Source organism: Methylobacterium gnaphalii (genome assembly GCF_007992215.1).
In the GTDB taxonomy this organism is placed as follows: Bacteria; Pseudomonadota; Alphaproteobacteria; order Rhizobiales; family Beijerinckiaceae; genus Methylobacterium; species Methylobacterium gnaphalii.
In genome coordinates this window covers 195481-216543 of record NZ_BJZV01000005.1, presented here as the reverse complement: position 1 = coordinate 216543, position 21063 = coordinate 195481, and the positions used below count along the sequence as shown (strand labels likewise).

General features: G+C 65.8%; 23 protein-coding genes. 12 read left to right on the top strand and 11 right to left on the bottom strand.

Annotated elements, in window-relative coordinates; translation table 11 throughout:
- The first annotated feature begins 124 nt into the window (after nucleotides 1–124).
- Nucleotides 125–340, top strand: coding sequence for a DUF3126 family protein (locus tag MGN01_RS06745; RefSeq protein ID WP_147045820.1), 216 nt, complete (start codon nucleotides 125–127; stop codon nucleotides 338–340).
- A 119-nt stretch (nucleotides 341–459) separates the two neighbouring features.
- Nucleotides 460–789: a DUF6949 family protein gene (locus MGN01_RS06740; protein WP_147045819.1), complete on the top strand. Its 330-nt coding sequence runs from the start codon at nucleotides 460–462 to the stop codon at nucleotides 787–789.
- A 16-nt stretch (nucleotides 790–805) separates the two neighbouring features.
- Here MGN01_RS06740 and MGN01_RS06735 read toward each other — a convergent pair whose 3' ends face one another.
- From MGN01_RS06735 to MGN01_RS06720, 4 genes are all read right to left on the bottom strand, one after another.
- Nucleotides 806–1486 (bottom strand): transglutaminase-like cysteine peptidase, encoded by a 681-nt coding sequence (locus MGN01_RS06735; protein WP_147045818.1) that lies wholly within the window; start codon nucleotides 1484–1486, stop codon nucleotides 806–808.
- Between the two features lie 155 nt (nucleotides 1487–1641).
- Nucleotides 1642–2280, bottom strand: a complete 639-nt coding sequence (locus MGN01_RS06730) for a transglutaminase-like cysteine peptidase (RefSeq protein ID WP_147045817.1) — start codon at nucleotides 2278–2280, stop codon at nucleotides 1642–1644.
- Between the two features lie 262 nt (nucleotides 2281–2542).
- Nucleotides 2543–3172: a PilZ domain-containing protein gene (locus tag MGN01_RS06725; RefSeq protein ID WP_147045816.1), complete on the bottom strand. Its 630-nt coding sequence runs from the start codon at nucleotides 3170–3172 to the stop codon at nucleotides 2543–2545.
- Nucleotides 3173–3325: 153 nt separating this feature from the next.
- Nucleotides 3326–3937, bottom strand: coding sequence for a PAS domain-containing protein (locus MGN01_RS06720; protein WP_147045815.1), 612 nt, complete (start codon nucleotides 3935–3937; stop codon nucleotides 3326–3328).
- 470 nt (nucleotides 3938–4407) lie between these two features.
- On the opposite strand from MGN01_RS06720, the gene MGN01_RS06715 reads away from it, so the two are divergent.
- On the top strand, nucleotides 4408–5220 hold the full coding sequence (locus MGN01_RS06715) for a rhomboid family intramembrane serine protease (RefSeq protein ID WP_147045814.1): 813 nt from the start codon (nucleotides 4408–4410) through the stop codon (nucleotides 5218–5220).
- Nucleotides 5221–5575: 355 nt separating this feature from the next.
- Entirely contained in the window at nucleotides 5576–6007 is a 432-nt protein-coding gene (locus tag MGN01_RS06710) for a CBS domain-containing protein (RefSeq protein ID WP_147045813.1), read from the top strand.
- Nucleotides 6008–6028: 21 nt separating this feature from the next.
- Here MGN01_RS06710 and MGN01_RS06705 read toward each other — a convergent pair whose 3' ends face one another.
- From MGN01_RS06705 to folE, 3 genes are read right to left on the bottom strand one after another with little or no spacing between them, the layout of a single operon-like run.
- Nucleotides 6029–7069, bottom strand: coding sequence for a patatin-like phospholipase family protein (locus MGN01_RS06705; RefSeq protein ID WP_147045812.1), 1041 nt, complete (start codon nucleotides 7067–7069; stop codon nucleotides 6029–6031).
- Nucleotides 7066–7479: a phosphoribosyl-AMP cyclohydrolase gene (gene hisI / locus MGN01_RS06700; RefSeq protein WP_147045811.1), complete on the bottom strand. Its 414-nt coding sequence runs from the start codon at nucleotides 7477–7479 to the stop codon at nucleotides 7066–7068. Before hisI ends, MGN01_RS06705 begins: the two co-directional genes overlap by 4 nt.
- A gap of 43 nt (nucleotides 7480–7522) precedes the next feature.
- Complete coding sequence (gene folE, locus MGN01_RS06695; RefSeq protein WP_488803226.1) at nucleotides 7523–8248, bottom strand: GTP cyclohydrolase I FolE; 726 nt, start codon at nucleotides 8246–8248, stop codon at nucleotides 7523–7525.
- A gap of 243 nt (nucleotides 8249–8491) precedes the next feature.
- Between folE and MGN01_RS06690 the strand changes: the two genes are divergently transcribed.
- The 3 genes from MGN01_RS06690 to thrS all read left to right on the top strand — a co-directional run bounded on the left by MGN01_RS06690 (nucleotide 8492) and on the right by thrS (nucleotide 11644).
- Nucleotides 8492–8950: an iron-sulfur cluster assembly scaffold protein gene (locus MGN01_RS06690; protein WP_147045809.1), complete on the top strand. Its 459-nt coding sequence runs from the start codon at nucleotides 8492–8494 to the stop codon at nucleotides 8948–8950.
- Nucleotides 8951–8954: 4 nt separating this feature from the next.
- A complete protein-coding gene (yidD, locus tag MGN01_RS06685) occupies nucleotides 8955–9299 on the top strand; it encodes a membrane protein insertion efficiency factor YidD (RefSeq protein WP_210246068.1) in 345 nt (114 codons plus the stop codon).
- A gap of 317 nt (nucleotides 9300–9616) precedes the next feature.
- A complete protein-coding gene (gene thrS, locus MGN01_RS06680) occupies nucleotides 9617–11644 on the top strand; it encodes a threonine--tRNA ligase (protein WP_147045807.1) in 2028 nt (675 codons plus the stop codon).
- A gap of 23 nt (nucleotides 11645–11667) precedes the next feature.
- Here the strand turns inward: thrS and MGN01_RS06675 are convergent, their stop codons facing one another.
- On the bottom strand, nucleotides 11668–13077 hold the full coding sequence (locus tag MGN01_RS06675; protein ID WP_147045806.1) for an aminotransferase-like domain-containing protein: 1410 nt from the start codon (nucleotides 13075–13077) through the stop codon (nucleotides 11668–11670).
- A gap of 884 nt (nucleotides 13078–13961) precedes the next feature.
- On the opposite strand from MGN01_RS06675, the gene MGN01_RS06670 reads away from it, so the two are divergent.
- Nucleotides 13962–15485 carry a caspase family protein gene (locus MGN01_RS06670; protein ID WP_147045805.1) on the top strand — a complete coding sequence of 508 codons (1524 nt, stop codon included), beginning with the start codon at nucleotides 13962–13964 and terminating at the stop codon, nucleotides 15483–15485.
- A gap of 61 nt (nucleotides 15486–15546) precedes the next feature.
- Here MGN01_RS06670 and MGN01_RS06665 read toward each other — a convergent pair whose 3' ends face one another.
- Nucleotides 15547–16482, bottom strand: a complete 936-nt coding sequence (locus tag MGN01_RS06665; protein ID WP_147045804.1) for an RgsD C-terminal domain-containing protein — start codon at nucleotides 16480–16482, stop codon at nucleotides 15547–15549.
- A 164-nt stretch (nucleotides 16483–16646) separates the two neighbouring features.
- Here MGN01_RS06665 and MGN01_RS06660 point away from each other — a divergent pair, with 164 nt between their 5' ends.
- The 4 genes from MGN01_RS06660 (at nucleotide 16647) to MGN01_RS06645 (ending at nucleotide 19299) form a co-directional block, all read left to right on the top strand.
- On the top strand, nucleotides 16647–17210 hold the full coding sequence (locus tag MGN01_RS06660) for a nitroreductase family protein (protein ID WP_147045803.1): 564 nt from the start codon (nucleotides 16647–16649) through the stop codon (nucleotides 17208–17210).
- 34 nt (nucleotides 17211–17244) lie between these two features.
- On the top strand, nucleotides 17245–17844 hold the full coding sequence (locus tag MGN01_RS06655; RefSeq protein ID WP_147045846.1) for a flavin reductase family protein: 600 nt from the start codon (nucleotides 17245–17247) through the stop codon (nucleotides 17842–17844).
- A gap of 217 nt (nucleotides 17845–18061) precedes the next feature.
- Nucleotides 18062–18868, top strand: coding sequence for an SGNH/GDSL hydrolase family protein (locus tag MGN01_RS06650; RefSeq protein ID WP_147045802.1), 807 nt, complete (start codon nucleotides 18062–18064; stop codon nucleotides 18866–18868).
- Between the two features lie 47 nt (nucleotides 18869–18915).
- The gene (locus MGN01_RS06645) at nucleotides 18916–19299 is read left to right on the top strand and encodes a group III truncated hemoglobin (protein ID WP_147045801.1); all 384 of its coding nucleotides are present in this window, start codon (nucleotides 18916–18918) and stop codon (nucleotides 19297–19299) included.
- On the opposite strand, the gene MGN01_RS06640 is transcribed toward MGN01_RS06645, so the two are convergent.
- Together MGN01_RS06640 and MGN01_RS06635 are read right to left on the bottom strand one after the other, a co-directional pair.
- The gene (locus tag MGN01_RS06640) at nucleotides 19300–20103 is read right to left on the bottom strand and encodes an MBL fold metallo-hydrolase (protein WP_147045800.1); all 804 of its coding nucleotides are present in this window, start codon (nucleotides 20101–20103) and stop codon (nucleotides 19300–19302) included.
- 133 nt (nucleotides 20104–20236) lie between these two features.
- Complete coding sequence (locus MGN01_RS06635; protein WP_147045799.1) at nucleotides 20237–21034, bottom strand: TatD family hydrolase; 798 nt, start codon at nucleotides 21032–21034, stop codon at nucleotides 20237–20239.
- Nucleotides 21035–21063 lie beyond the last annotated feature (29 nt).

The following is a 21063-nucleotide window of genomic DNA, read 5'->3' as shown; positions in this document are numbered from 1 at the left end:
AGGGACCTCTAGCTCTGCGCCCAATCTCGCTCTCGCCATCGGGTTCGTCCGACCGCCTGTCATAGCGGCCGTGACGGACGATCCGTGCGAGGTGAGGCGCGTCCCAACCCGAAAGGCCAGCTCCTTGAATAAGACCGAAGCCGCCACGCTCCAGGGCTATCTGCGCCGCAAATTCGCCAATGCGAACATCAAGGTCGTCGCCATGAAGACTGGCGATACCGCGGAGGTCTTCATCGGCGACGAGTCGATCGGCGTGATCGCCGACGACAAGGAAGACGGTGATGATTCCTATACGTTCCGGATGGCGATCCTCGACATCGACCTCGAAGAAGACGCCTGACCAGACCCTTTTCGTCCACAGCTCTTCCGGCCGGCATTTACCGTCCGGGAGAGCAATGCTTAACAGATCGTAAATTCTTGGTCAGAGTGCACGTCTCTGTGTGATGGAGATGGTGCGTCATGACCGTCAGCCCGGCTGCTGCCGAGTCCTTGCAGACTCTGATTGTTGGGCTCGCGCTGGCGGGGCTGCTCGCGAGCGCCTTCGAGTTGTTCACCGATCGCAAGGCGAGCTTCAGGCTGTTGGAGGCCGGCGGCGTCTCGGCTTTGGCGGCGGTACCGATGCTGGCCTTCACCGCGCCCTTCATCATCCTGCGCAACACCCTGCGCGGGCGTCGCCTGGAGCACCGGCCGATCCCCTTCGTGATGATCGCGACCATGGTCGCCTGCGGCTGGAGCCTGCTCTCGGGTCGCGTCGCGGTCGATCTCGCCGCCCTTGTGGTTGGCGGCTGAGCGGATCAGACAAAGATCAGCGGTTCGCCGTCGTGGACGGCGAGACGCCGTTGTTGAGCGAGACCCAAGCCATCCCGTCCTGGCCCTCGCGCTTCACGAAGCTGTAGCCGGTCCGCTGCCAGGGCAGGATCGTGTTGGTCTTATTGTCGAGGATCAGGTCGCCGCGGTCGGTGCGCACCATCAGTACCGCATGGCCCTCGCCGATCTCGTCAATCACTACCGTCAGCCGGAGCGCCCGTCGGGGCACGTGGCGCTCCACCAGCATGCGGCGCTTGAGGAGCTGAATGTCTTCGCAATCACCGAAGCCGTCATCGGGATAGTCCCAGCGATCGACAACGCCCCAATGCGCCATGTCGGTGACTGGCTTGATGCGCTGGTTGACGCGGCGGTTGATGCTGGAGAGCAGACGCCAGACCGAAGAGGTTAGGACGATCTGCGTGGGTTCCGACGGGTCGACGGTGCACTCGCCCGGCATGCGGGCGCAGAAGTCGCTCCAGGCGGCGACGGGCCGGGCCGGCTGGCCGTACTCGACAGGCGTGCCGATCTCGGGACGGTGAATCGAGGGCCGGGCCTGCGTAGTGGCTCCGCCAAGTAGCAGCGTCGCGCCAACGATCGAGAGATGGGCCGCGCGACGCAGATGGCGGCGAGCTGAGACGCGGACGACCGCAGACCCGCCGTCCCAAACCGCGTACCGCATGACCTTAAAGCCTTGCCGCAATGACCCAACGGCGAAGCTTGCACGGCGAAGTCCCAGGCTCAACAGCAAAGTTAAGCTTTTGTAAACCGATGGCCGCTGTTGGCCTCTCGGATCGGCACGTCATCGGCGCGCTTGCAGCTGGGCCACATACACGGTCAGCGATTGGCGGTGACCGTCGGAGAGGTGGCGCCGCCGAGGGAGACCCAGGCCACTGCGTCTTGGCTCTCGCGCTTGATGTAGGTGTAGCCGGTCTCGTGCCAAGCCATGACGGTATTGGTCTTGTTGTCGAGGGCGAAGTCGCCGCGATCGGTGATCAGGGTGAGCACGGCATGGCCCTCTCCCTTTTCGTCGATGACCACGGTCATCCGCATGGCTCGGCGGGGCAGGCCAGCTTCGGCAAGCATGTGGCGCTTCAGGAGCTGGTAGTCCTCGCAGTCGCCCACGCCGTCCTCGGCGAGGTCCCAGCGGTCCGGAACGCCCCAATGCTCCTGATCGGTTCGCGCCGCGACGCTGTTGTTCACGCGGCGGTTGACCGAGGTAATTAGGGACCAGACCGACGGGGTCAGGGCGATACGGGCCGGCTCATTCGTATCGACGGCGCATTCGGCCGCGTAGGACTTGCAGAACGTCGTCCAGGCGAGGATCGGCCGGGCAGTGCCGACCGGCGTGGCGCCGCTGGAGGCGCGCGGGAGGGTGCCGGTAGCCTGCTCACGGGCAGTCACCTGTGTGGCGGCGAGGAGCGTAAGGCCGAGAGCGAGCCCCGTGATCCCTGTCTTGATTCCTGCGCTGCACATCGCGGCCACCCCTTCGAACGAGGGCCATCGTGCAACCGCATCTGCTCTGGCTCGCTGAAGCGAATAAGCGCAATTTTATGCAATTCCCGACTGGCCGCACCGACCCCAGGGCAAGCCGAATCATCGGATGGAGATTTGCGCCGATTTGTCGGGGCTTCGTTAGGAAGTCAGCAACTCTGCGGATGCGGCGCTTACGCCGGCAGGCGGCGAACACGCCGCCTTCTCCGCTCCCATTAGCCGGTCGACCCGCCGTGGGCGCTGCTCAGAGACGGATGCCTTCGTGAAACCGGTCGGCGGAGATCGGCAGCATGAACTGTGCGCCGATGCCACCCTCGAAGTAGCGCACCACACGGCTTGGCGTGCTGCCAACCATCAGGCTGGTGCCGAGCGGCGGCGCCGTCTCGGTGGCGATCGCCACGCCCGACATCGAGATGTCGATGACCCGCGCGGTTAACTCGCGGCCGCTTGCGAGGCGCAAGGTCACTACGGGGTTGTTGGGTGTCAGGCGCTCGTGCGTGCGGCCCTCGGGCAAACCGAGATGCTCGCGGTTGGCGAGCCAAGTGAGCTGCGAGGCGATCTTGTCGCGCTTGCGCGGCGAGGCGGTGAACTGAGCTGCGAGGGTGCCGGCGTCTGGATGGCGCGTGATGATGCCTTCGACCCGGCCGATCTGCTCAAGATAGAACACCACGCGCTCGCCGATCTGGCCGAGGACCGCGCAGGTTACCTTCACGCCGCCCGGCGACATGTCGACGGTCTGGCATGGGTACTCGCGGCGGTCCGACAGCATATAGCGCCCAAGCAGGGCAACACGCACGCGCTGGTGACGACGCAGCTCAGGACCACGGGCAGGACGAGCCTCAACGGACTCGGCTCTCGTGGCGGCCTCGCTCATGTCGTCATGTCGTCCAGGAATCGCGGGATCGGATCTCCAGCCTTAGTGTCCGAGGGTTACGAAAGCCTTTTTGCAAATATCCGCATGCACGCAAAACAGGGGAATTTGCGAAAATTTACTACTTCAGGTTGGTGGGCATGGGTGACATGTAAGTTAGAGGCGACCACCCTCATGGACCAACAGATGGCCGCGCCGAACGGGGAGGGGGTCGTTCGCCGGCATCGGGATGTCGGTCGGCAGCTTGGCGGCTTCCGGGACACGAGCCGGCCCAAGGACCCGCAGGGAATTCACCTCGAGCCGCTTGACAGGATGCAGCCCTAGCCAGGCCGGCACGCAATGCGGGCTGAGTGCACCGAGGACGCGGGCTTGCGTCCGCCCGCGATGGCGCAGCGGCAGCAGCAGCAGTTCGAGTTCGATGATCTCGCTGGCGGCAGTGAGCCCTCTAAGGCCGGCGACTACGCCGAGCGTGTCCATCGTTACCGTCTCCACCAGGCGCCAAGCGCCCTCGGTGGGATCGCCACCGTTCCTGTCCCACAGCTCCGAAAAGGCAGATCCCCGCAACTCGCGCCCGAACAGGGCGCAGAGACGTGTGCCGGCGAGCCGGAAAGCGGCTTGGCGACGTTGCGGCTCGATTTCGAGAATCAGGCTGTCAGCCAGCAGGTTGCGGATCTCGCCGGGCTCGATCTCGCTGCGCTCCGGCGCGGCGCGCTCGCCCCGCAGGCGGTCCCAATAGGCATGGAGCAAGCGGCTCGTCGGGTGCTTCATGTGTGTTCCGGATCGGTACGGTCAGGTTCGGCCTGTCTCGGGATCGTCGTTCGCCGGGTCTGGCCGACCTGTGCTGGTGGCGTTGGACGAACCCGGCGCACACCCTATGCCGGTCGAAGGCGGCCGGCTCGCGTAAGCTTCCGTTAAGGTTAAGCGATGGTTGCGATTGCGTCGGCGGCCTCGCTCGGCGAGGATCATCTCGTCGGATCGAGACCCGACGCTCCCCAGCGGCACCCCGACCCTTAGTGGTCTCGATCTACAGCTTGCGATGTGAAACTCGAGGAATCGGACCTTCTCGATGCTAGGCCCTGGCGCCCTCCGGTGCGCCGCCCTGCGGACGAGGTGTGATCTCTTTTTTGAGGGGAGGGCGGTAACGCTCTCCCCTTTTTTCTATGTCAGCATGCGGGCGGTCGACGCGGCACCGGACTAGGCACTTGCGGCGAGGCGGCAAGCCCCGACATGGTGGCGACATGGATGCCTCACCCGATCTGCCGCCCCAGAGCCGTGTGCCCGTCTTCAATCTGCCGGGCGTCGTCACCGCGTCGATCGTGGTGCTCGTCGCCATCCATGCCGTGCGGCAGGTGCTGCCGGACCTATGGGACGTCCAGGCGCTGATCGAATTCTCCTTCATCCCGGCCCGATGGACGGTAGCCCTCGACCCGTCCAAGGCCCAGGCCATCGTGCAGGCAGCGACTGAGGGCTTGAGCGACCCGGCCTCGGCTGCCGCCCGGCAGGATTTTGCGCGCGCGCTGATCTCCGAATCCTCGCCGATGCCGTGGACCTTCGCGAGCTATGCGCTCCTGCATGGATCCTGGATGCACGTGATCCTCAACGTAGTCTGGCTCGCTGCCTTCGGCACCCCCGTGGCACGGCGCTACGGCGCCTGGCGATACGGCGTGCTCGCGCTGGCGGGCATCGTGGCAGGCGCCATCCTGCACCTGCTGGTCGATCCCCTGAGCGCAATGCCGCTCGTGGGCGCATCGGGCGGCATTTCTGCCCTGATGGCCGGGGCCGCGCGGTTCGTCTTTCGACCTCCGCCCGCCTATCGTCCGGCCATGGCTTGGCAGATCGCGCCACAGCCACGGCTGGAGACGATCACCGAACTCATCCGTAACCGCAGTGCGGTCTTGTTCCTGGCGATATGGCTCGGCACCAATTTGCTGTTCGGCCTGATCTCCCTGCCGCTGGGTGCCGGTGATGGCCCGATCGCCTGGGATGCCCATCTCGGCGGGTTTCTCGTCGGCTTTTTCCTGTTGCCGTTGCTGGAGTCTCGCCGCACATGACGGCTGCCCCTCGCCGCTGCTGTTCCGCATGCGCCTGAGCGGCATCACCGACACCAGGAAAACTGCCGTGCGGCAACTCTGATGGTAGAGGATTGGCTAGGTCGAGGCTGGGAGTGAGCCGATCTTTCCGGCAGATCTCGGCACTGTCCTTCGCCGTCTGACCTGAACCGCTGCTCTGTCTCGCGATTAGTCGCGGACTTTTTCAAGCATCCGCGAACTCCTTCTGTACGCCGATGCTTGCCATGGCGGAGCAAGCGCCACACTATCTTCTCCGAGCCGGGAGCAACCCGGCCGACGAACCTCACATCAGGCGCCGCGGGCTGACGGGGCTACGTTCCGGGAGGATACCGACATCATGACCGTTGCACGCATCCTTGCCGAAAAAGGCGCGGCCGTTACGACGGTGGCATCCCAGCGCACCATGGACGAGGCGATCCATATTCTCGCCGAGAAGCGCATCGGTGCAGTGATCGTCAGTGACGCCGACGAGCGCGTGATCGGCATCCTGTCCGAGCGCGACGTCATGCGGGCGCTCGCGGAATCGGGTGCCGCCGCCTTCGACGCGCCGGTTTCGCAATATATGACGGCCAAGGTCACGACTTGCACCCGCGACACCACCATCGAAGAGGTGATGGGGATGATGACGGACGGCCGCTTCCGCCACCTGCCGGTGGTGGAGGATGGACGGCTCATCGGCGTAGTCTCGATCGGCGACGTGGTGAAACGGCGCATTGCCACCGTCGAGGCCGAGCACAAGGCCATGCGCGAGTACATCACGATGGCCTGAACCCCTGGTCGGCCGCTCCGATCAGACCCGCGCGGCCGCACCCTCGATGATTCGGCGAATCTCTGGGAGAGCGGTGCGCGCTGCCTCGCGGCCGAGCGCGATGCCCTCGACGGCGCGGTGGAACTCGAACAGGCCCATCTCCGCCAGACGCGGTGTGATCATCACATCAGGGGGATCCGAGGCCAGCCGCGCCCGCGAGATGCGATCCTGCGTAATGTTGAACGCATCGAACATCACACGCGCTGCACCTGGTGCGCCCGTCTTGTGCACGAAGGAGCGGTCGCCGCGCTTGAAGCGACGCCCGACAATGCGCAGGCCTGCGCCCCGCAGAAGCGCCCAGCGGCTGCGTGCCTCGACCACCTGCTGGATCTCTTCCTGAAGATCGAGTTCTTCGGCGACCGGCGGCGCCTCGTGCCGGACCAGAGAACCGCGGACCCGCGGGTCGCAGGCAAGGTTCACGCAGATGACGACGTCCGCGCCGAGGTCGCGGGCGAGACGCACTGGCACCGGATTGACCAGCGTGCCGTCCATGAGCAGGCGGGTATCGAGCGAGACCGGCGGAAACAGACCGGGGATTGCGTAAGAGGCCCGGATCGATTCGACCAACGGCCCATTGGTGAGCCAGACCTCGTGGCCGGTCCCAAGCTCGGTGGCGACGCAGGCGAAGGCCACCGGCAGTGCCTCGATCCGCTGACCGCCGAGTTCCTCGACGAGGCGGCGGGCGAGGCGCTCGCCGCCGATCAGCCCGGACCCGGTGAGCCGAAGGTCGGCGAGCCTCATCACGCTGCGTTTGGTCAGGGACGTGGCAAAGCCCCTGAGCTTGTCGAGCTTGCCAGCCGCATAGGCTCCCCCGACAACTGCCCCGATCGAGCAGCCGGCGACAATCTCGGGGAAGACGCCGGCATCCTCCAGCGCCTCGATTACGCCGATATGCGCCCAGCCACGCGCCGACCCGCCGCCGAGCGCTAGTCCGATGCGCGGCGCGCGCGGACGCGGCGCCTCGATGGGCTCTACGAATCCATCGGGAAAGCTTTGGATAGGATGGTTCGCTCTCGCGCTCACCGTCCGGCTGGAACGAGGCGCACCCCGGTCCCGGTGCCGAGATCCACGCTGCGGTAGAAGCAGGAGCGGCGGCCAGTGTGACAGCAACCGCCATCACCGCCGACTTCGACCCGGATCAGCAGAGCGTCCTGATCGCAATCCACCCGCATCTCGACGACGCGCTGGATCTGTCCCGAGGTGGCACCCTTGTGCCAGAGTTCGCCTCGAGAGCGCGACCAGTACCAAGCCTCCCCGGTCTCGATGGTACGCGCCAGCGATTCCGCGTTCATGTGCGCGAGCATCAGGACGCTGCCGTCATGCGCGTCCACCGCGATGCAGGCGACGAGGCCGTCCGCGCCGAAGCGCGGCGTCAGCACGTCGCCTTCCTCGATCTCGGCTCGCGTCCCCGGCGCTTCGAATTTTCCTGTCATTTTGGCGTGTTGCATATCGAGCCGGTGCGCGAGGGCCCGAGCACTAGGGCTTATTGCGCACCAGTGTGAGAAAGCGGACCTGTTCGCTCGCATCGTCCTTGTAGACGCCGCGGAACTGGGTGGTGATCGTCGAGACGCCGGCCTTCTGCACGCCGCGCATCGCCATGCAGAGATGCTCGGCCTCGATCATCACGGCGCAGCCCCTCGGCTTAAGGATCGATTCGATCGTGTCGGCGATCTGCGCGGTCATTGTCTCCTGCGTCTGCAGGCGCTTGGCGAAGACGTCGACTACGCGGGCAAGCTTCGACAAGCCGACCACGCCCTTCGACGGGTAATAGGCGACATGCGCCAGCCCCATGAAAGGCACCATGTGGTGCTCGCAATGAGAGTAGAACGGGATGTCACGCACCAGTACGACGTCCGAATAGCCTTCGACCTCTTCAAAGACCCTCTCCAGCAGGGAATCCGCATCGAGCTTGTAGCCGGAAAAGAGCTGCTCGTAGGCCTTTGTCACGCGGGCGGGCGTGTCGATCAGGCCCTCGCGGGTCGGGTCGTCGCCGGCCCAGCGCAGCAGGGTGCGCACCGCGGCCTCGGCCTCCTGCCGGCTCGGACGGCCGAGCGCGATCTCGTTCGGCACGCGCTGTGCCGATTCCGGAATCGGCGCGATGTCGGCTTGGGCGTCGTTGTCGTTGCGCATCAGGGCTGCCGCGTCCGAGCGCCGGCTCTCGTCGCTCATGCCGTACGAGAGGGATTTGAGCGCGGCATCCATGGCATCTCCCGCCCGCGCGACACGGGTCTTCATCGTAGTGCTGTCGGGCTTGGCGTACATCGTCCGGTCCCGCCGGCGTCACTCGCTACAAGGTGCCGGTGCCCCTTTGCATCCGGCGGCGCCGGTCGGGGCACGACCTGAACGACGGGCCGTCCTCGCGGAACGGCGACTCCGAGCCTATATCGGCGTTATGGGGCGTTCGCGCAATGCGCGACACGCGGATCGGGTTTCCGGCAGAGTTCTATGCTCGACGACATCTACAATCGCCGCATTCTCGAACTCGCGGCCGATATCCCTCGGCTCGGCCGCCTGCCGGCCCCCCATGCCAGCGCCAGTGCCCATTCGAAACTCTGCGGCTCGACGGTAACGGTGGATCTCGTCACCGACTCGGCCGGCACGACGGTCATCGACTTCGCCCACGAGGTGAAGGCCTGTGCCCTCGGACAGGCCTCATCCTCGCTGATGGCCCGGCACGTGGTCGGGGCGAGTGCCGACGAGCTGCGGCAGGTCCGCGAGCGGATGCGCGCCATGCTCAAGGAGAATGGTCCGCCGCCGGACGGCAAATGGGCCGATCTCGCCGTGCTGGAGCCGGTCCGCGATTTTCGTGCGCGCCACGCCTCGACGCTGCTCACCTTCGACGCGGTGGTGAACGCTCTCGACCAGATCGCGGCCCGCAAGACGGCCCCAGCTGCCGCAGAGTAGGGCGGTGCTCGGCCGTCGGGCAGCGCATTGGACGATCCGCGCCTATCAGCTCACCCTCTCAGGCCTGATCGGCCGCCAGTGCCGCCACTGGCCCTCATGCTCAGAGTACACCGACACGGCGATCGCACGGCATGGCCTCTGGGCTGGCGGCTGGATGGGATTTTCGCGCATTTGTCGCTGTGGGCCGTTCGGCACCCATGGCATCGATCTCGTGCCGGAACGTGTCCGCCGGACAGCGCGCTGGTGGCTGCCCTGGCGTTACGGACGCTGGCGCGGCGTCAACGCGCCACCATCGCCCTTTTTCTGCGACGATGCGGATGGACCCGTCCCGGGCAAGACATTGTCCTGACGCGGCCGGCACGACGTCGGAATTGGTGCGCCGAAGACACCAGGGGTCGCCGTCTCACAGAGCGTGTCTGCCGGGGGTAAGGGGGCAGTTTGGCCGCAGGCTGTCACCCCGCCGAAAATCATCGAGCCAACGAGGAAACGGACCTTTTTGGCAGCCCGGTATCGTGCCGGTGGAGGCCCGTAGCCGGATGGGTTCGCGATCATCCGGTGTTTTCCTCCCGTCCCAAATCGGTCTAAACCGCGCCGCCGCGTTTCGACGCCCTCCGAAAATTCGCTTACCTGCCTCGTTCGCAGGAGTGAGCAAGGACACCGCGAAAAATGCCCATCCTGACATTTCCCGACGGCAATACGCGCGCCTTCGACGCCGCCGTGACCGGCCGCGCTGTCGTCGAAGGAATCGCCAAGTCTCTGGCCAAGCGCACCGTTGCCATGGCGCTCGACGGTACTGTCCACGATCTCGACGACACGATCGCGCACGATGCCGCGATCGAATTCCTAGGCCGTGACGATCCGCGCGCGCTAGAGCTGATCCGGCACGATTGCGCGCACGTTCTGGCGGAAGCCGTGCAGGCGCTCTGGCCAGGCACGCAGGTGACGATCGGGCCGGTCATCGAGAACGGCTTCTATTACGACTTCGCCAGGAATGAGCCGTTCACGCCTGAGGACTTTCCGAAGATCGAAGCCAAGATGCGCGAGATCATCGCGCGGGACGCTCCCTTCACGAAGGAGGTCTGGAAGCGCGACGATGTCAAAAAACTCTTCGCCGATAAGGGCGAGGCCTACAAGGTCGAGCTGGTCGATGCGATCCCGCCCGGTGAGGATCTGAAGATTTACCGGCAGGGCGAGTGGTTCGACCTCTGCCGCGGGCCGCACATGACTTCGACGGGCAAGGTCGGCACCGCCTTCAAGCTGATGAAGGTCGCGGGCGCTTACTGGCGGGGCGATGCCAACAACCCGATGCTGATGCGCATCTACGGCACCGCCTGGGCGACCAAGGAGGACCTCGACGCCTATCTTCACCGCCTGGAGGAGGCCGAACGCCGCGACCATCGTCGCCTGGGCCGCGAGATGGATCTCTTCCACTTTCAGGAGGAGGGGCCCGGCGTCGTGTTCTGGCACGCCAAGGGTTGGACGATCTTCCAGGAGCTGATTGCCTATATGCGCCGGCGCCTGAAGGGCGATTATGCCGAGGTCAACGCTCCGCAGATCCTCGACAAGGCGCTCTGGGAGACCTCCGGCCACTGGGACTGGTACCGCGAGAACATGTTCGCGGCGCAGAGCGCCGGCGACGAGGCCGAGGACAAGCGCTGGTTCGCCCTGAAGCCCATGAACTGCCCGGGCCACGTGCAGATCTTCAAGCACGGCCTGAAATCATACCGCGACCTGCCGCTGCGCATGGCCGAGTTCGGCGTCGTGCATCGTTACGAGCCGTCTGGCGCCATGCACGGGTTGATGCGCGTGCGCGGCTTCACGCAGGACGATGCGCATGTCTTTTGCACCGAGGACCAGCTCGCGGCCGAGTGCCTCAAGATCAATGACCTGATCCTCTCGACCTACGCCGATTTCGGCTTCGACCGCATTGTGGTGAAGCTCTCGACGCGGCCGGAGAAGCGTGTCGGCTCCGATGCGCTCTGGGACCATGCCGAGGCGGTGATGACCCAGGTGCTTGCGCAGATCGAGGAACAGTCGGGCGGCCGCATCACCACGGCGGTCAATCCAGGGGAGGGCGCCTTCTACGGCCCGAAATTCGAATACGTGCTGCGCGACGCCATCGGCCGCGACTGGCAATGCGGCACCACGCAGGTCGACTTCAACCTGCCGGAGCGGTTCGGCGCGTTCTACATCGACGGCGAGAGCAACAAGGTTCCGCCGGTGATGGTCCACCGTGCGATCTGCGGCTCGATGGAACGCTTCACCGGCATCCTCATCGAGCATTTCGCCGGGCACTTCCCGCTCTGGCTTTCGCCTGTGCAGGTGGTGGTGGCGACGATCACGAGCGAGGCGGACGACTATGCCCGCGACGTGGTGCGGGCTCTGCGCCGTGCAGGGCTGCGGGTCGAAGCGGACCTGCGCAATGAGAAGATCAACTACAAGGTCCGCGAGCACTCGCTGGCCAAAGTGCCGGTGTTGCTGGCGCTCGGCCGGCGCGAGGCGGAGGAGCGCACCGTCTCGATCCGCCGTCTCGGCAGCCAGCATACCAAGACCCTGCCGCTCGCCGAGGCGATCGCCTCATTTGTAGAGGAGGCGACCTCGCCGGATATCCGTCGGGCGCAGGCCGCATCCGACGCGGTCCCGAGCGAGAACGCGACGCTCGACGGGCATCATCAGGAACTGGCGGCGCCGTAGCTCGGGGCGGAGGAGTCTTCGTCTTACCTCTCCATTGCCTGCTCCAGCACGTCGAAGACGCGCTTGTCCGCGCATTGGGCGGGGTTGAAGCGCAGGTGGTCGGCGGCGTTCTGGCCAAGGCTGAACACGTTGCCTGGTGCCAGCACGACGCCGCGCCGAAGGGCACGGCGGGAGACCTCGGCCGCGTCGAGGCCGTCTGGCAGGCGTGCCCAGAGAAACATCCCCGCCGAGGGCACGTAGGGGACGCTGAGGCCGGCGGCGGCGAGGCGCCTAAGAGTCACCGCACGCGCATCGGCGAGGCGGTTGCGCATCGTCTCGAGGTGGTGCCGGTAGCCGCCATCGGTGAGCAGGCGGTGGACCAGCACGGCGCTGAGATGCCCGCTGCCGACGCTCACCGCGAGCTTGAGGTCGACGAGCCGCTCGACCCAATCCGAGCGGATCGCGATGACGCCGATGCGGGCGGCGGCCGAAAGCGTCTTCGAGAAGCCACCGATATGGATGACACGGTCGAGCCCGTCGAAGCCGGCGAACCTCGGTCCGGGTTCGAGTTCGAAATCGGCATAGATGTCATCCTCAACGATGAGCGTGTCGTGCGCCTCGGCGAGCCGCAGCACCCGGTGCACAGTGGCCGGCGCCAGGGAGGCACCGGTCGGGTTATGAAGCCCGGAATTCGTGAGGTAGAACCGCGGCTTGTGCTCTTTCAGGGCCTGCTCGAACGCCTCGAGATCCGGGCCGTCCGCGCCAAAGGGCACGCCCACGACTTTGAAGCGGTAGGCCCGCAGCAGAGCGTGAAAGTTAAAGTAGCAGGGGTCGTCGACGAGAACCGTGTCGCCCGGCTCGGCCAGGAAGCGGCAGATCAGGTCGAGTCCGGCGGTGGCCGAATCGGTGAGGACGATCTGGTCGGGATGGGCGAGGATGCCACGCTCCGTCAAACGCCGGGCGAGCTGCTGGCGCAGGGGGGCGAATCCGAGCGGTCTATCGTAGGAGGTGAGGTCTTCGCCCCGATCGCGGGCGATATGCCGCAGGGCGCGGCACAGGGCGTCCTCCGGCATCCACGAGGACGGCATCCAGCCGCAGCCAGGCACTAGGGTTTCCGCGCTGGCTTCTAGGGATTGGCGCGCGATCCAGAGCGGATCGACCTCTCGGTCGAGTTGAGGGCCGATCGAGGCGAGGCTGAGCGGTTGTGCCTTGCCGGCGACATAGAACCCCGAGCCGGGCCGCGAGATGATCGAGCCCTGCGCCAGGAGCCGGTCATAGGCCTCCACCACCGTCGATTTCGAGACCTGCATGGCCTCGGCGAAGGAGCGTATCGACGGCAGCCGCGTGCCGGCCGTCATGGCACGACCTTCGATTCGGCGCTCGATCGCCGCCATTACCGTTTCAACCCTGCTCAGGCCTCGCTCATCGGCGATCTCGACTGCGCCCTCCGTCATGACGACTGTCCTCGTGCTAACCTGACGACTGTACCGGTTTTTGTCCCGTACAGTTCATCTGAATCGTACTGGAACTGTCCCTATCTTGGAAGGCGCACAGGCGGCATGACGAGTTTATCAAAATAGATGAGGGGAACCGCCATGACCGAGATTCAAACCGATCGTTCTCGTCGGGCTTTGCTCGTGCGCTTCGCGGGCGATGCCTTGATCCTTGCTGCTGGTGTGGCCCTGGCGCTGCCGCTGATCCTGCCCCTCTCGTAAGGTGTAGGCTCAAGGGGCCGACGCTCCGAGAGCGGAGCCGGCCCTATCCGATGTTCCGTCCGTGCTGAGTGAATTTATCGGCGGCTTCGAGCCGTTTTTGGTCACCGCCCCCCGGGCGGCGATCGCCGGCGTCGCCGCGGGCTGCCTCCTGCTCGCTCTGCCCCAGAAGCGGCCCTAGGCGTGTGCTTGGCCTAAAGCAAAACCTGCTGGCTTTGCTTGGTGCCACCATGGCTGGCGACAGGGGACGGTACTGTTCCTTTCGGTGGGCGATACGCCGGATCAGCATTGCGGGCATTGCTGTGAGCAACGAATTTCATGCCATCCATTACCACCTGTCCAAGCGAGGATGCTGAACGGGTGGAGCAACGCGTTCACTGCCATCAATGGGATTTGAATTTCGCGCAATCTTTCTTCGTTCGATACCGGGTTGGTGATTAATTGCTCTGCTCTGTATCTATTCAGTAGGCTGCTCCGCCACACCCCAACAAAAATTTACCTCAATCCCACGAATGGGTGAGCGAGGTCGTTGATCGACACTGAACTCTCCGCGATGGTCGACGCCCGTTTAGCGGCACGGTCACAACGGCTGGTCAGCTCACGAAAAAGCGAGGGGGCATCGAAACATGAGGGGTGTGTTCGGTCGCGTGCGCAGGCTCAATGTCCGTGCCGTCCTGTTCACGATGGTACGGACCTCCGTCGTCGTGAGCGCCATGGGTGGATCTCTTGCTCAAGCCGCGACGGCCGATCGGCGTGTCGCCCTGGTGATCGGCAACGGCGCCTACGAAAACGTCGCCCAGCTCGACAATCCGCTCACTGATTCCAAGGCAGTCGCCGCTGCGCTCAAACGCATCGGCTTCGACGTGGTTGAGGGCTACGATCTCAAGCTCGACGGCATGCGCAGCCTCGTCGGCCAGTATGCAGCCAAGCTCGACGGGGCCAAGGTCGCCTTCGTCTATTACGCTGGCCACGGCGTCGCGGTCGCAGGCGACAACTACCTCCTGCCCACCGACACCGTCCTGAAGAGTGAGGCCGACCTCGACTTCAAGACCATGAACGTCAACCTGGTGCTTCGACAGATGCAGCGTGAGGACCGCGTCAACGTCGTGATCCTCGATGCCTGTCGCGACAACCCGTTCACTAAGGAGCTGGCGCGCTCGCTCAAGACCCGCTCAGCCTCGGTGGCCTCGGGGCTCTCCGAGATCACGGTGAATTCGGCGGCCGGGACAATGATCGCGTTCGCAACCGATCCGGGTAAGACGGCGCTCGATGGGGCAGGGGGCCAGAACAGCCCCTTTACCACCGCGTTGCTCAAACACATGGAGACGCCCGGTGTCTCGATCAGCACGGTGATGGACCGCGTGCGCGAGGACGTCTGGCGCTCGACCGGCGAGCGTCAGCGTCCCTGGGTCAACACCTCGATCATCGGCGAGTTCTACCTCAACCCGACCCCCGCAGCGGCAGCCCTACAGGTTGCCGCCGCCGAGACGCCCGGAGTCTCGTCGGCGACCCCGGCGATGGCCGCTGCCGGTCCGCAGGCACTCGAGATCAGACTCTGGGAATCGGCCGAGAAGTCCGGCGCCAAGGAGGACTATCAAGCCTATCTTGACGCACATCCGAACGGCTACTTTGCGCAGATTGCCCGCAATCGTCTGGCGCGTCTCAACGGACAGGCCGGCGGCCGCTCAGTGCAGTCGGAGGCTGAGCTGAAGGAGCCCGGCACTGCTCAGACCGAGGCCGGGCTAGCCTTGTCCGTGAAGGACCGGATCGAGGCGCAGCAGCGGCTCCGCGCCATCGGCTTCGATCCCGGTGGCACCTCGGGCACCTTCGGCCCCGGCACCCGGCGCGCGCTGAGCAACTGGCAGAAGACCAAGGGCCTACCGGATTCGGGCTTCATGACGAAGGCGCAGCAGGTCGCCCTGTGGGAGCAGAGCGAGCCCGACTACCAGAAGGCAATGGCCCGCCCGCAGGCTGAGCGTGCGGTGAGGGCCACCGCGCCGCGTGCGCAACGCCCTGCCCCTGCGCAGACCCGCGCCATGCGCGAGCCGGCGCCGTATCCTCAGCAGCAGCCGCAACGCGGGCCGTCGCTCGGCGAGATGGGCAACTTCCTTGGCGGCGTCGGCAACCTTGTCGGCAGCATGCGGCGCTGAGCCAAAAATCGATGGTCTGCGAAAGGCGTGGCTTCCCCATGAAGCCGCGGCCTTCGTCCGTTTAGGAGGCCTTGGCCACGACCTCGATATCCCGGTCAAGGCCGCTCTCGACCTTGAACTCGCGGGTATAGACCTGTCCCTCGTGGCGGGCGATCAGCACGTAGTCGCCCTCCGCCAGCGTCACCGAGGGGAAGGCGCCGATCGCCTCGCGGATGGTGTCACCGCCAGGGGTCAGCACGCTGAAGGCGGTGCCGGCGAAGGCCTCGGAGCCGGGCGCGGCGACGAGCTTCAGCGTGACGGTCGCGGCCCGGTGATTCAGCGTGGCGTCTGTAATCTTGGCGTTCTCGACCTTGAGGTCAGCGCGCTGGATCGCGTTCGATTCCCCGTAGGTCGAAACGACGTGATAGGTGCCCTCGGGCAGCCGCACGACCTCACCCGCCTTGACCCCGCTCCTGACGAGACGGCCCTCCGAGTTGGTGCCGATGGGCACGAAGATCGAGAAGGCGAGCTGATTGGGGGCAATCTTCTGGTTGCCGATGGAACCGGAGAGTTTCAGTGCGCCGGCGCTGACCTTCAGCTCTTCCTTCGCCGCATTGCCCGACATCGTCACGCGCTTGGACGCGCTCGCGAAGCCGTAGGTCACGGTGGCGACATAAGTACCGGGCGCGAGCCTGAAGCTCGGGGCCGCATCGGTCGAACGCGCGACGATCGCCGGCTTGCCGGCCTCGGGCCTGTCCTCGTAGATGCGCCAGGCGAGGCCGGAGCGCAGCGGCTGGCCGGTACCGACGAGGGTGGCAGACAAGGACAGATCCGCCTCACTCTCTGCGGGGGCGGGCTGAGGCAGGAGTGGGCTGGTGATGCCGGGCGAGGGCAGGGAGCTGCCCGCGGGATTGTCGAAGGGGTCCGATACCTGCGCCTGCGCGGCGCCCGCTGTCGCGGCGAGCATCGCGACCGCCTGCCAGAGCCCCACTCCCCGCATCTCGAACTGTCCCGTCATGCGGGTATGATCGCCCGCGATTGCCAATCTGGCGACCCTACGCCATGACGGGCGCTACGACCGGACGATGGCGGCGGCATGGCCATCGCCGACCAGATCCAGGATCGCGCATCGCTACGTATGCGTCCTTCGCCGCCTTTCGCCGAGTTAGCCTGCGGAATTCCATGAACGCCACCCTCGACATGCTCCGTTTCCGCCGCTCGGTGCCGCCTGCCCGGCTCGAAGGCCCGGGCCCCACCCGCGAAGAACTCGACGATCTGCTCACCATCGCCGCACGGGTGCCCGACCACGGCAAGCTCGCACCTTGGCGCTTCCTGGTGATCGAGGGGGAGGCACGGGCCAAAGTCGGCGAGACCATCGCCAGGACCCATGCGGCGGACTTTCCCAACGCAGATGCCGCCCGGCTCGACCTTGAGCGCAAGCGGCTGGCCCATGCGCCCGTGGTCGTTGCCGTGGTCTCACGCGCAGGAGCGCATGTAAAAATTCCGGAATGGGAGCAGGTGCTCTCGGCCGGTGCCGTCTGCACCAATCTGGTGATCGCGGCCAATGCGGCCGGCTACGCCACCTCCTGGCTCACGGAGTGGTTCGCCTACGATCGCCGCATTCTCGACGCGCTCGGCTTGGAGCCCTCGGAAAAGATCGCCGGCTTCATCCATATCGGCCGCCCGCAGGAGGTGCCGAGCGACCGGCCGCGTCCCGCACTCGCCGAGATCGTCACCCGGCTCTGAGTCGGATGAATGCCGAAAACCTGAAGGCTTGAGCATGCATTATGGTCCCGACGAGCGGACGCTGCCGCACAACCCGCTCAAGGCGATCGTTGCACCGCGTCCGATCGGCTGGATCAGCAGCATGGACCCGGCGGGCCGGCTCAACCTCGCGCCGTACTCGTTCTTCAACGCCGTCGCCGACGACATGGTGATGTTCTCGTCGACTGGCCGCAAGGACGCACTGAGCTTCGCGGAGGAGGGCGGTGAGTTCGTCTGCAGCCTCGCCACCTTCGACCTGCGCGACGCGGTCAACGCTACCTCGGCGCCGCTGGAGCGCGGCGTCAGCGAGTTCGACCATGCAGGGCTGGAGATGGCTCCATCGCGCAAGGTGCGGCCGCCACGCGTCGCCACGTCGCCGGCGGCGCTCGAATGCAAATGGCTGCAGACCGTGCCACTGGTGCCACTCGGCGGCGGGTCGGCGAGCAACTTCATGGTGATCGGGCAGGTGGTCTCGATCTATGTCGACGACCGTTTCGTCAGCGACGGCCGCGTTGACACAGCTGCCATGCAGCCGATCCAGCGCGGCGGCTATTTCGACTATTTCGCCGTCGCTGCAGACCAACGCTTCGAGCTGCACAGGCCGAAGGGCGGTTAGAACACTAACCGCGACAGTGGCTTGGAACCACCTGCATCCGCCAAATCCATCATTCGCATAAGATATATTATGGAACTTTAGGCTTTGCTTTCCTGGGGTAGGGCTTGGGTCCGACATCGCGACCCCTCACGATGCAGCCCTCGCCCGCGCTATGGTCACAATCCTTCTCCATGGATTGCGGCCTGTCTCTGCTCCTCATCGTCAGCATATGTATCCGATGTCCCAGCGCTTCTCGTGCCTCGGTCTTGCCCTCCTCGCAATCGGTTCCGGGGCGCCCGCTCTGGCGCAGCCCGATCCGGCGCCGTCGGCCACGACCCAGTCGACGCAGAGCCTGACTGCCGCGCCCGTGCGGCCGGCGATCAAGCTGGCGCGCTTGGCCTCGCTGCTCGGTCGTGACGGTGACATTCGCATCGTGGCCTTTGGCTCGTCCTCGACCCAAGGCATTGGCGCCTCGTCGCCGGCAGCCACCTACCCGGCCCTGCTGGAGACCGATCTCGAGGAGCGCCTGCAGATCGGCGCGTCGAGCCGCCGGTCGGTGACGGTGATCAATCGCGGCAAGGGCGGCGACGATGCCCGCGACATGGCCCAGCGCCTGCAGCGCGACGTGCTCGCCGAACATCCGGACGTGGTGATCTGGCAGACCGGCAGCAACGATCCACTCAAGGGCGTGCCAGTGGATTACTTCAAGGCGCTGACCCGCGAGGGTATCTTGGCGATCCGCGCGACCGGAGCCGACGTGGTGTTGATGGACCAGCAATGGTGCCGGCGGCTGAGCGGCGTCGCCAACGCGGCACAATACGGCGACGCGCTCCACGAACTCTCGGTCGAGCTCGGCGTGCCGGTGATCCGCCGCCACGACATGATGCAGTCTTGGATCACGCGCGGGCTGATGACGCCTCAGCAGATGATCGGTCCGGACGGCTTCCACATGACCGATGCCGGCTACAGCCGGCTCGCCAAGTCCGCTGCGGCCCAACTCCTGGCCAGCGCGGGGCTCGCCCAGCCCTCGCTCGTCCGGAATTGACTGGGGCAGGGGTATCGGCGTCCCCTCCCCGCGCCCGCTTCGAGACCTTGACCGAGGAGGCCCTTGGCACGTTCCTCGACGCCTTCTACGCCAAGGTGCGGCGTGATGATGTGATCGGCCCGATCTTCGCTGCTCGAATCGCGGACGAGGACTGGCCGCGCCATCTCGCGACGATACAGGATTTCTGGTCCTCCGTGCTGCTCAAGACTGGCCGCTACAAGGGCAACCCCTTTGGCAAGCACGTAGCGATCGAGGAGATCGGCCTGCAGCATTTCGAGCGCTGGCTGAAGCTCTTCGGCGAGACTGCCATTGAGACCTTCACGCCGGATATTGCCGAGACACTTGCGGAGCGCGCCCATCGCATTGGCGACAGCCTCAAAGCCGGGCTGTTCTTCCGTGCCGAGATGCTCCAGCCCGCAGGGCCGAGGTGATCAGAGATCCACACTGACGGCGAGCCCGTCATACGCCGGTACCACGCCCGGCGGCAGTTTCTTGGCGAGCATCGCGTAGTCGAGATCCGTGTGGAGGTTTGTCAGGATCGCGCGGCGCGGCGTGACCTCCTCGATCAGGGCGAGGGCGTCCGAGACCGAATAATGCGACGGGTGAGGGGTCTCGCGCAGCGCATCGATGATGAGCAGGTCGAGGTTTTTGAGCTGCGCCTTGGCGGTCTCCGGCATCACGCTCACGTCGGGCGCATAGGCCGCCGGGCCGAAGCGGAAGCCGTGGGCCGCCTCGTTGCCGTGCTCCATGGCGAAGGGCAGGGCCTCGATTGCACCCCCCTCCCCGACCACCGTCACGATGTCGGCTTCGGTGAAGCCGTGCATGTCGAGGATCGGTGGGTAGAGGCTGCCCGGCGGTGTCTCGAAGGCGTAGCCGAAGCGCACGGAGAGCAACTGCCGTGTCAGCGGATCCGCGTGAACCGGAATACGCCGGCGCATGGTCAGCACCAGTGGACGCAGGTCGTCGATGCCGTGGGTGTGGTCGGCGTGGGCGTGCGTGTAGAGCACGGCGTCGAGCCGATTCACGCCGGCCTCAATCAGTTGCTCGCGCAGGTCCGGCGAGGTGTCGATGAGGACGCTGGTGGTGCCGGCGCCATCCTGCCGTCCGACGAGGAGCGAGCAGCGGCGGCGGCGGTTCTTCGGCTCGTTCGGGTCGCAGGCACCCCAGCCGTAGCCGACCCGAGGCACGCCGCCCGACGAGCCGCAGCCGAGGATGCGCAGGGTCAGGGACGGCATGGAGTCATCCGCCTTGCCAGTCTCTCACCGTCATTGCGAGTTGCACGCGAAGCAATCCAGAGCCGACGCGTCAACGTCGCGGGCGAAACCCTGAATAGCTTCCGTGCGCGCCCAAAGACGGAGGAGGCCGCTCTCATAGCGCCCTGCCCTCCAAGGCCGCAGCCTTGTCGAACAGCCTGAAGAAATTGTCCGTGGTCTGCGCTGCAAGGGTCTCGAATGGCATGTCGAGGGTCTTCGCCAGCGAGCGGGCCGTGTCGGCCGTATAGGCCGGCTCGCAGCGGCGGCCGCGATGCGGCTCGGGGGCGAGGAAGGGCGCGTCGGTCTCCACGAGCATCCGGTCGAGCGGTACGGCGGTGGCGATCTCGCGCAACTCGTGCGAGCGTCGGAAGGTGACGATGCCGGAGAACGACACGTACAGCCCCAGCTCGACGCCAACCCGCGCCAGCCGGGCGCCCGACGAGAAGCAGTGCAGGATGGCCTTGAACGGGCCGCGCCCGACCTCGTCGACGAGTACCGCCTCCATATGCGCATCGGCATCGCGCGAATGGATCACCAGAGGCAGGCCGGTGACGCGGGAAGCCGCGATATGGGCGCGAAACACGCGCTCTTGGACCGTCTGCGGAGCAGCGTCCTCGTAATGGTAGTCGAGCCCCGCCTCGCCGATTCCGATGCAGCGCGGATGCTCCGTTAGGCCGATGATGGTCTCGGCAGGGATATCTGGCTCCTCGGCGGCGCCGTGTGGGTGGGTGCCCACCGTGTACCAGACTTGGTCGTGCGCCTCGGCGATCGCCCGGTATGTGTCGGCCTTTGCCACCCGCGTCGAGATAGTGAGCATCCGCCCGACGCCAGCCGCCTCGGCGCGCGCGATCACGCCGGCGATGTCCTCGGCGAAATCCGGAAAATCGAGATGGCAGTGACTGTCGACCAGCATGGAGCGGGCTGTTTCGATTCCTGTGATCG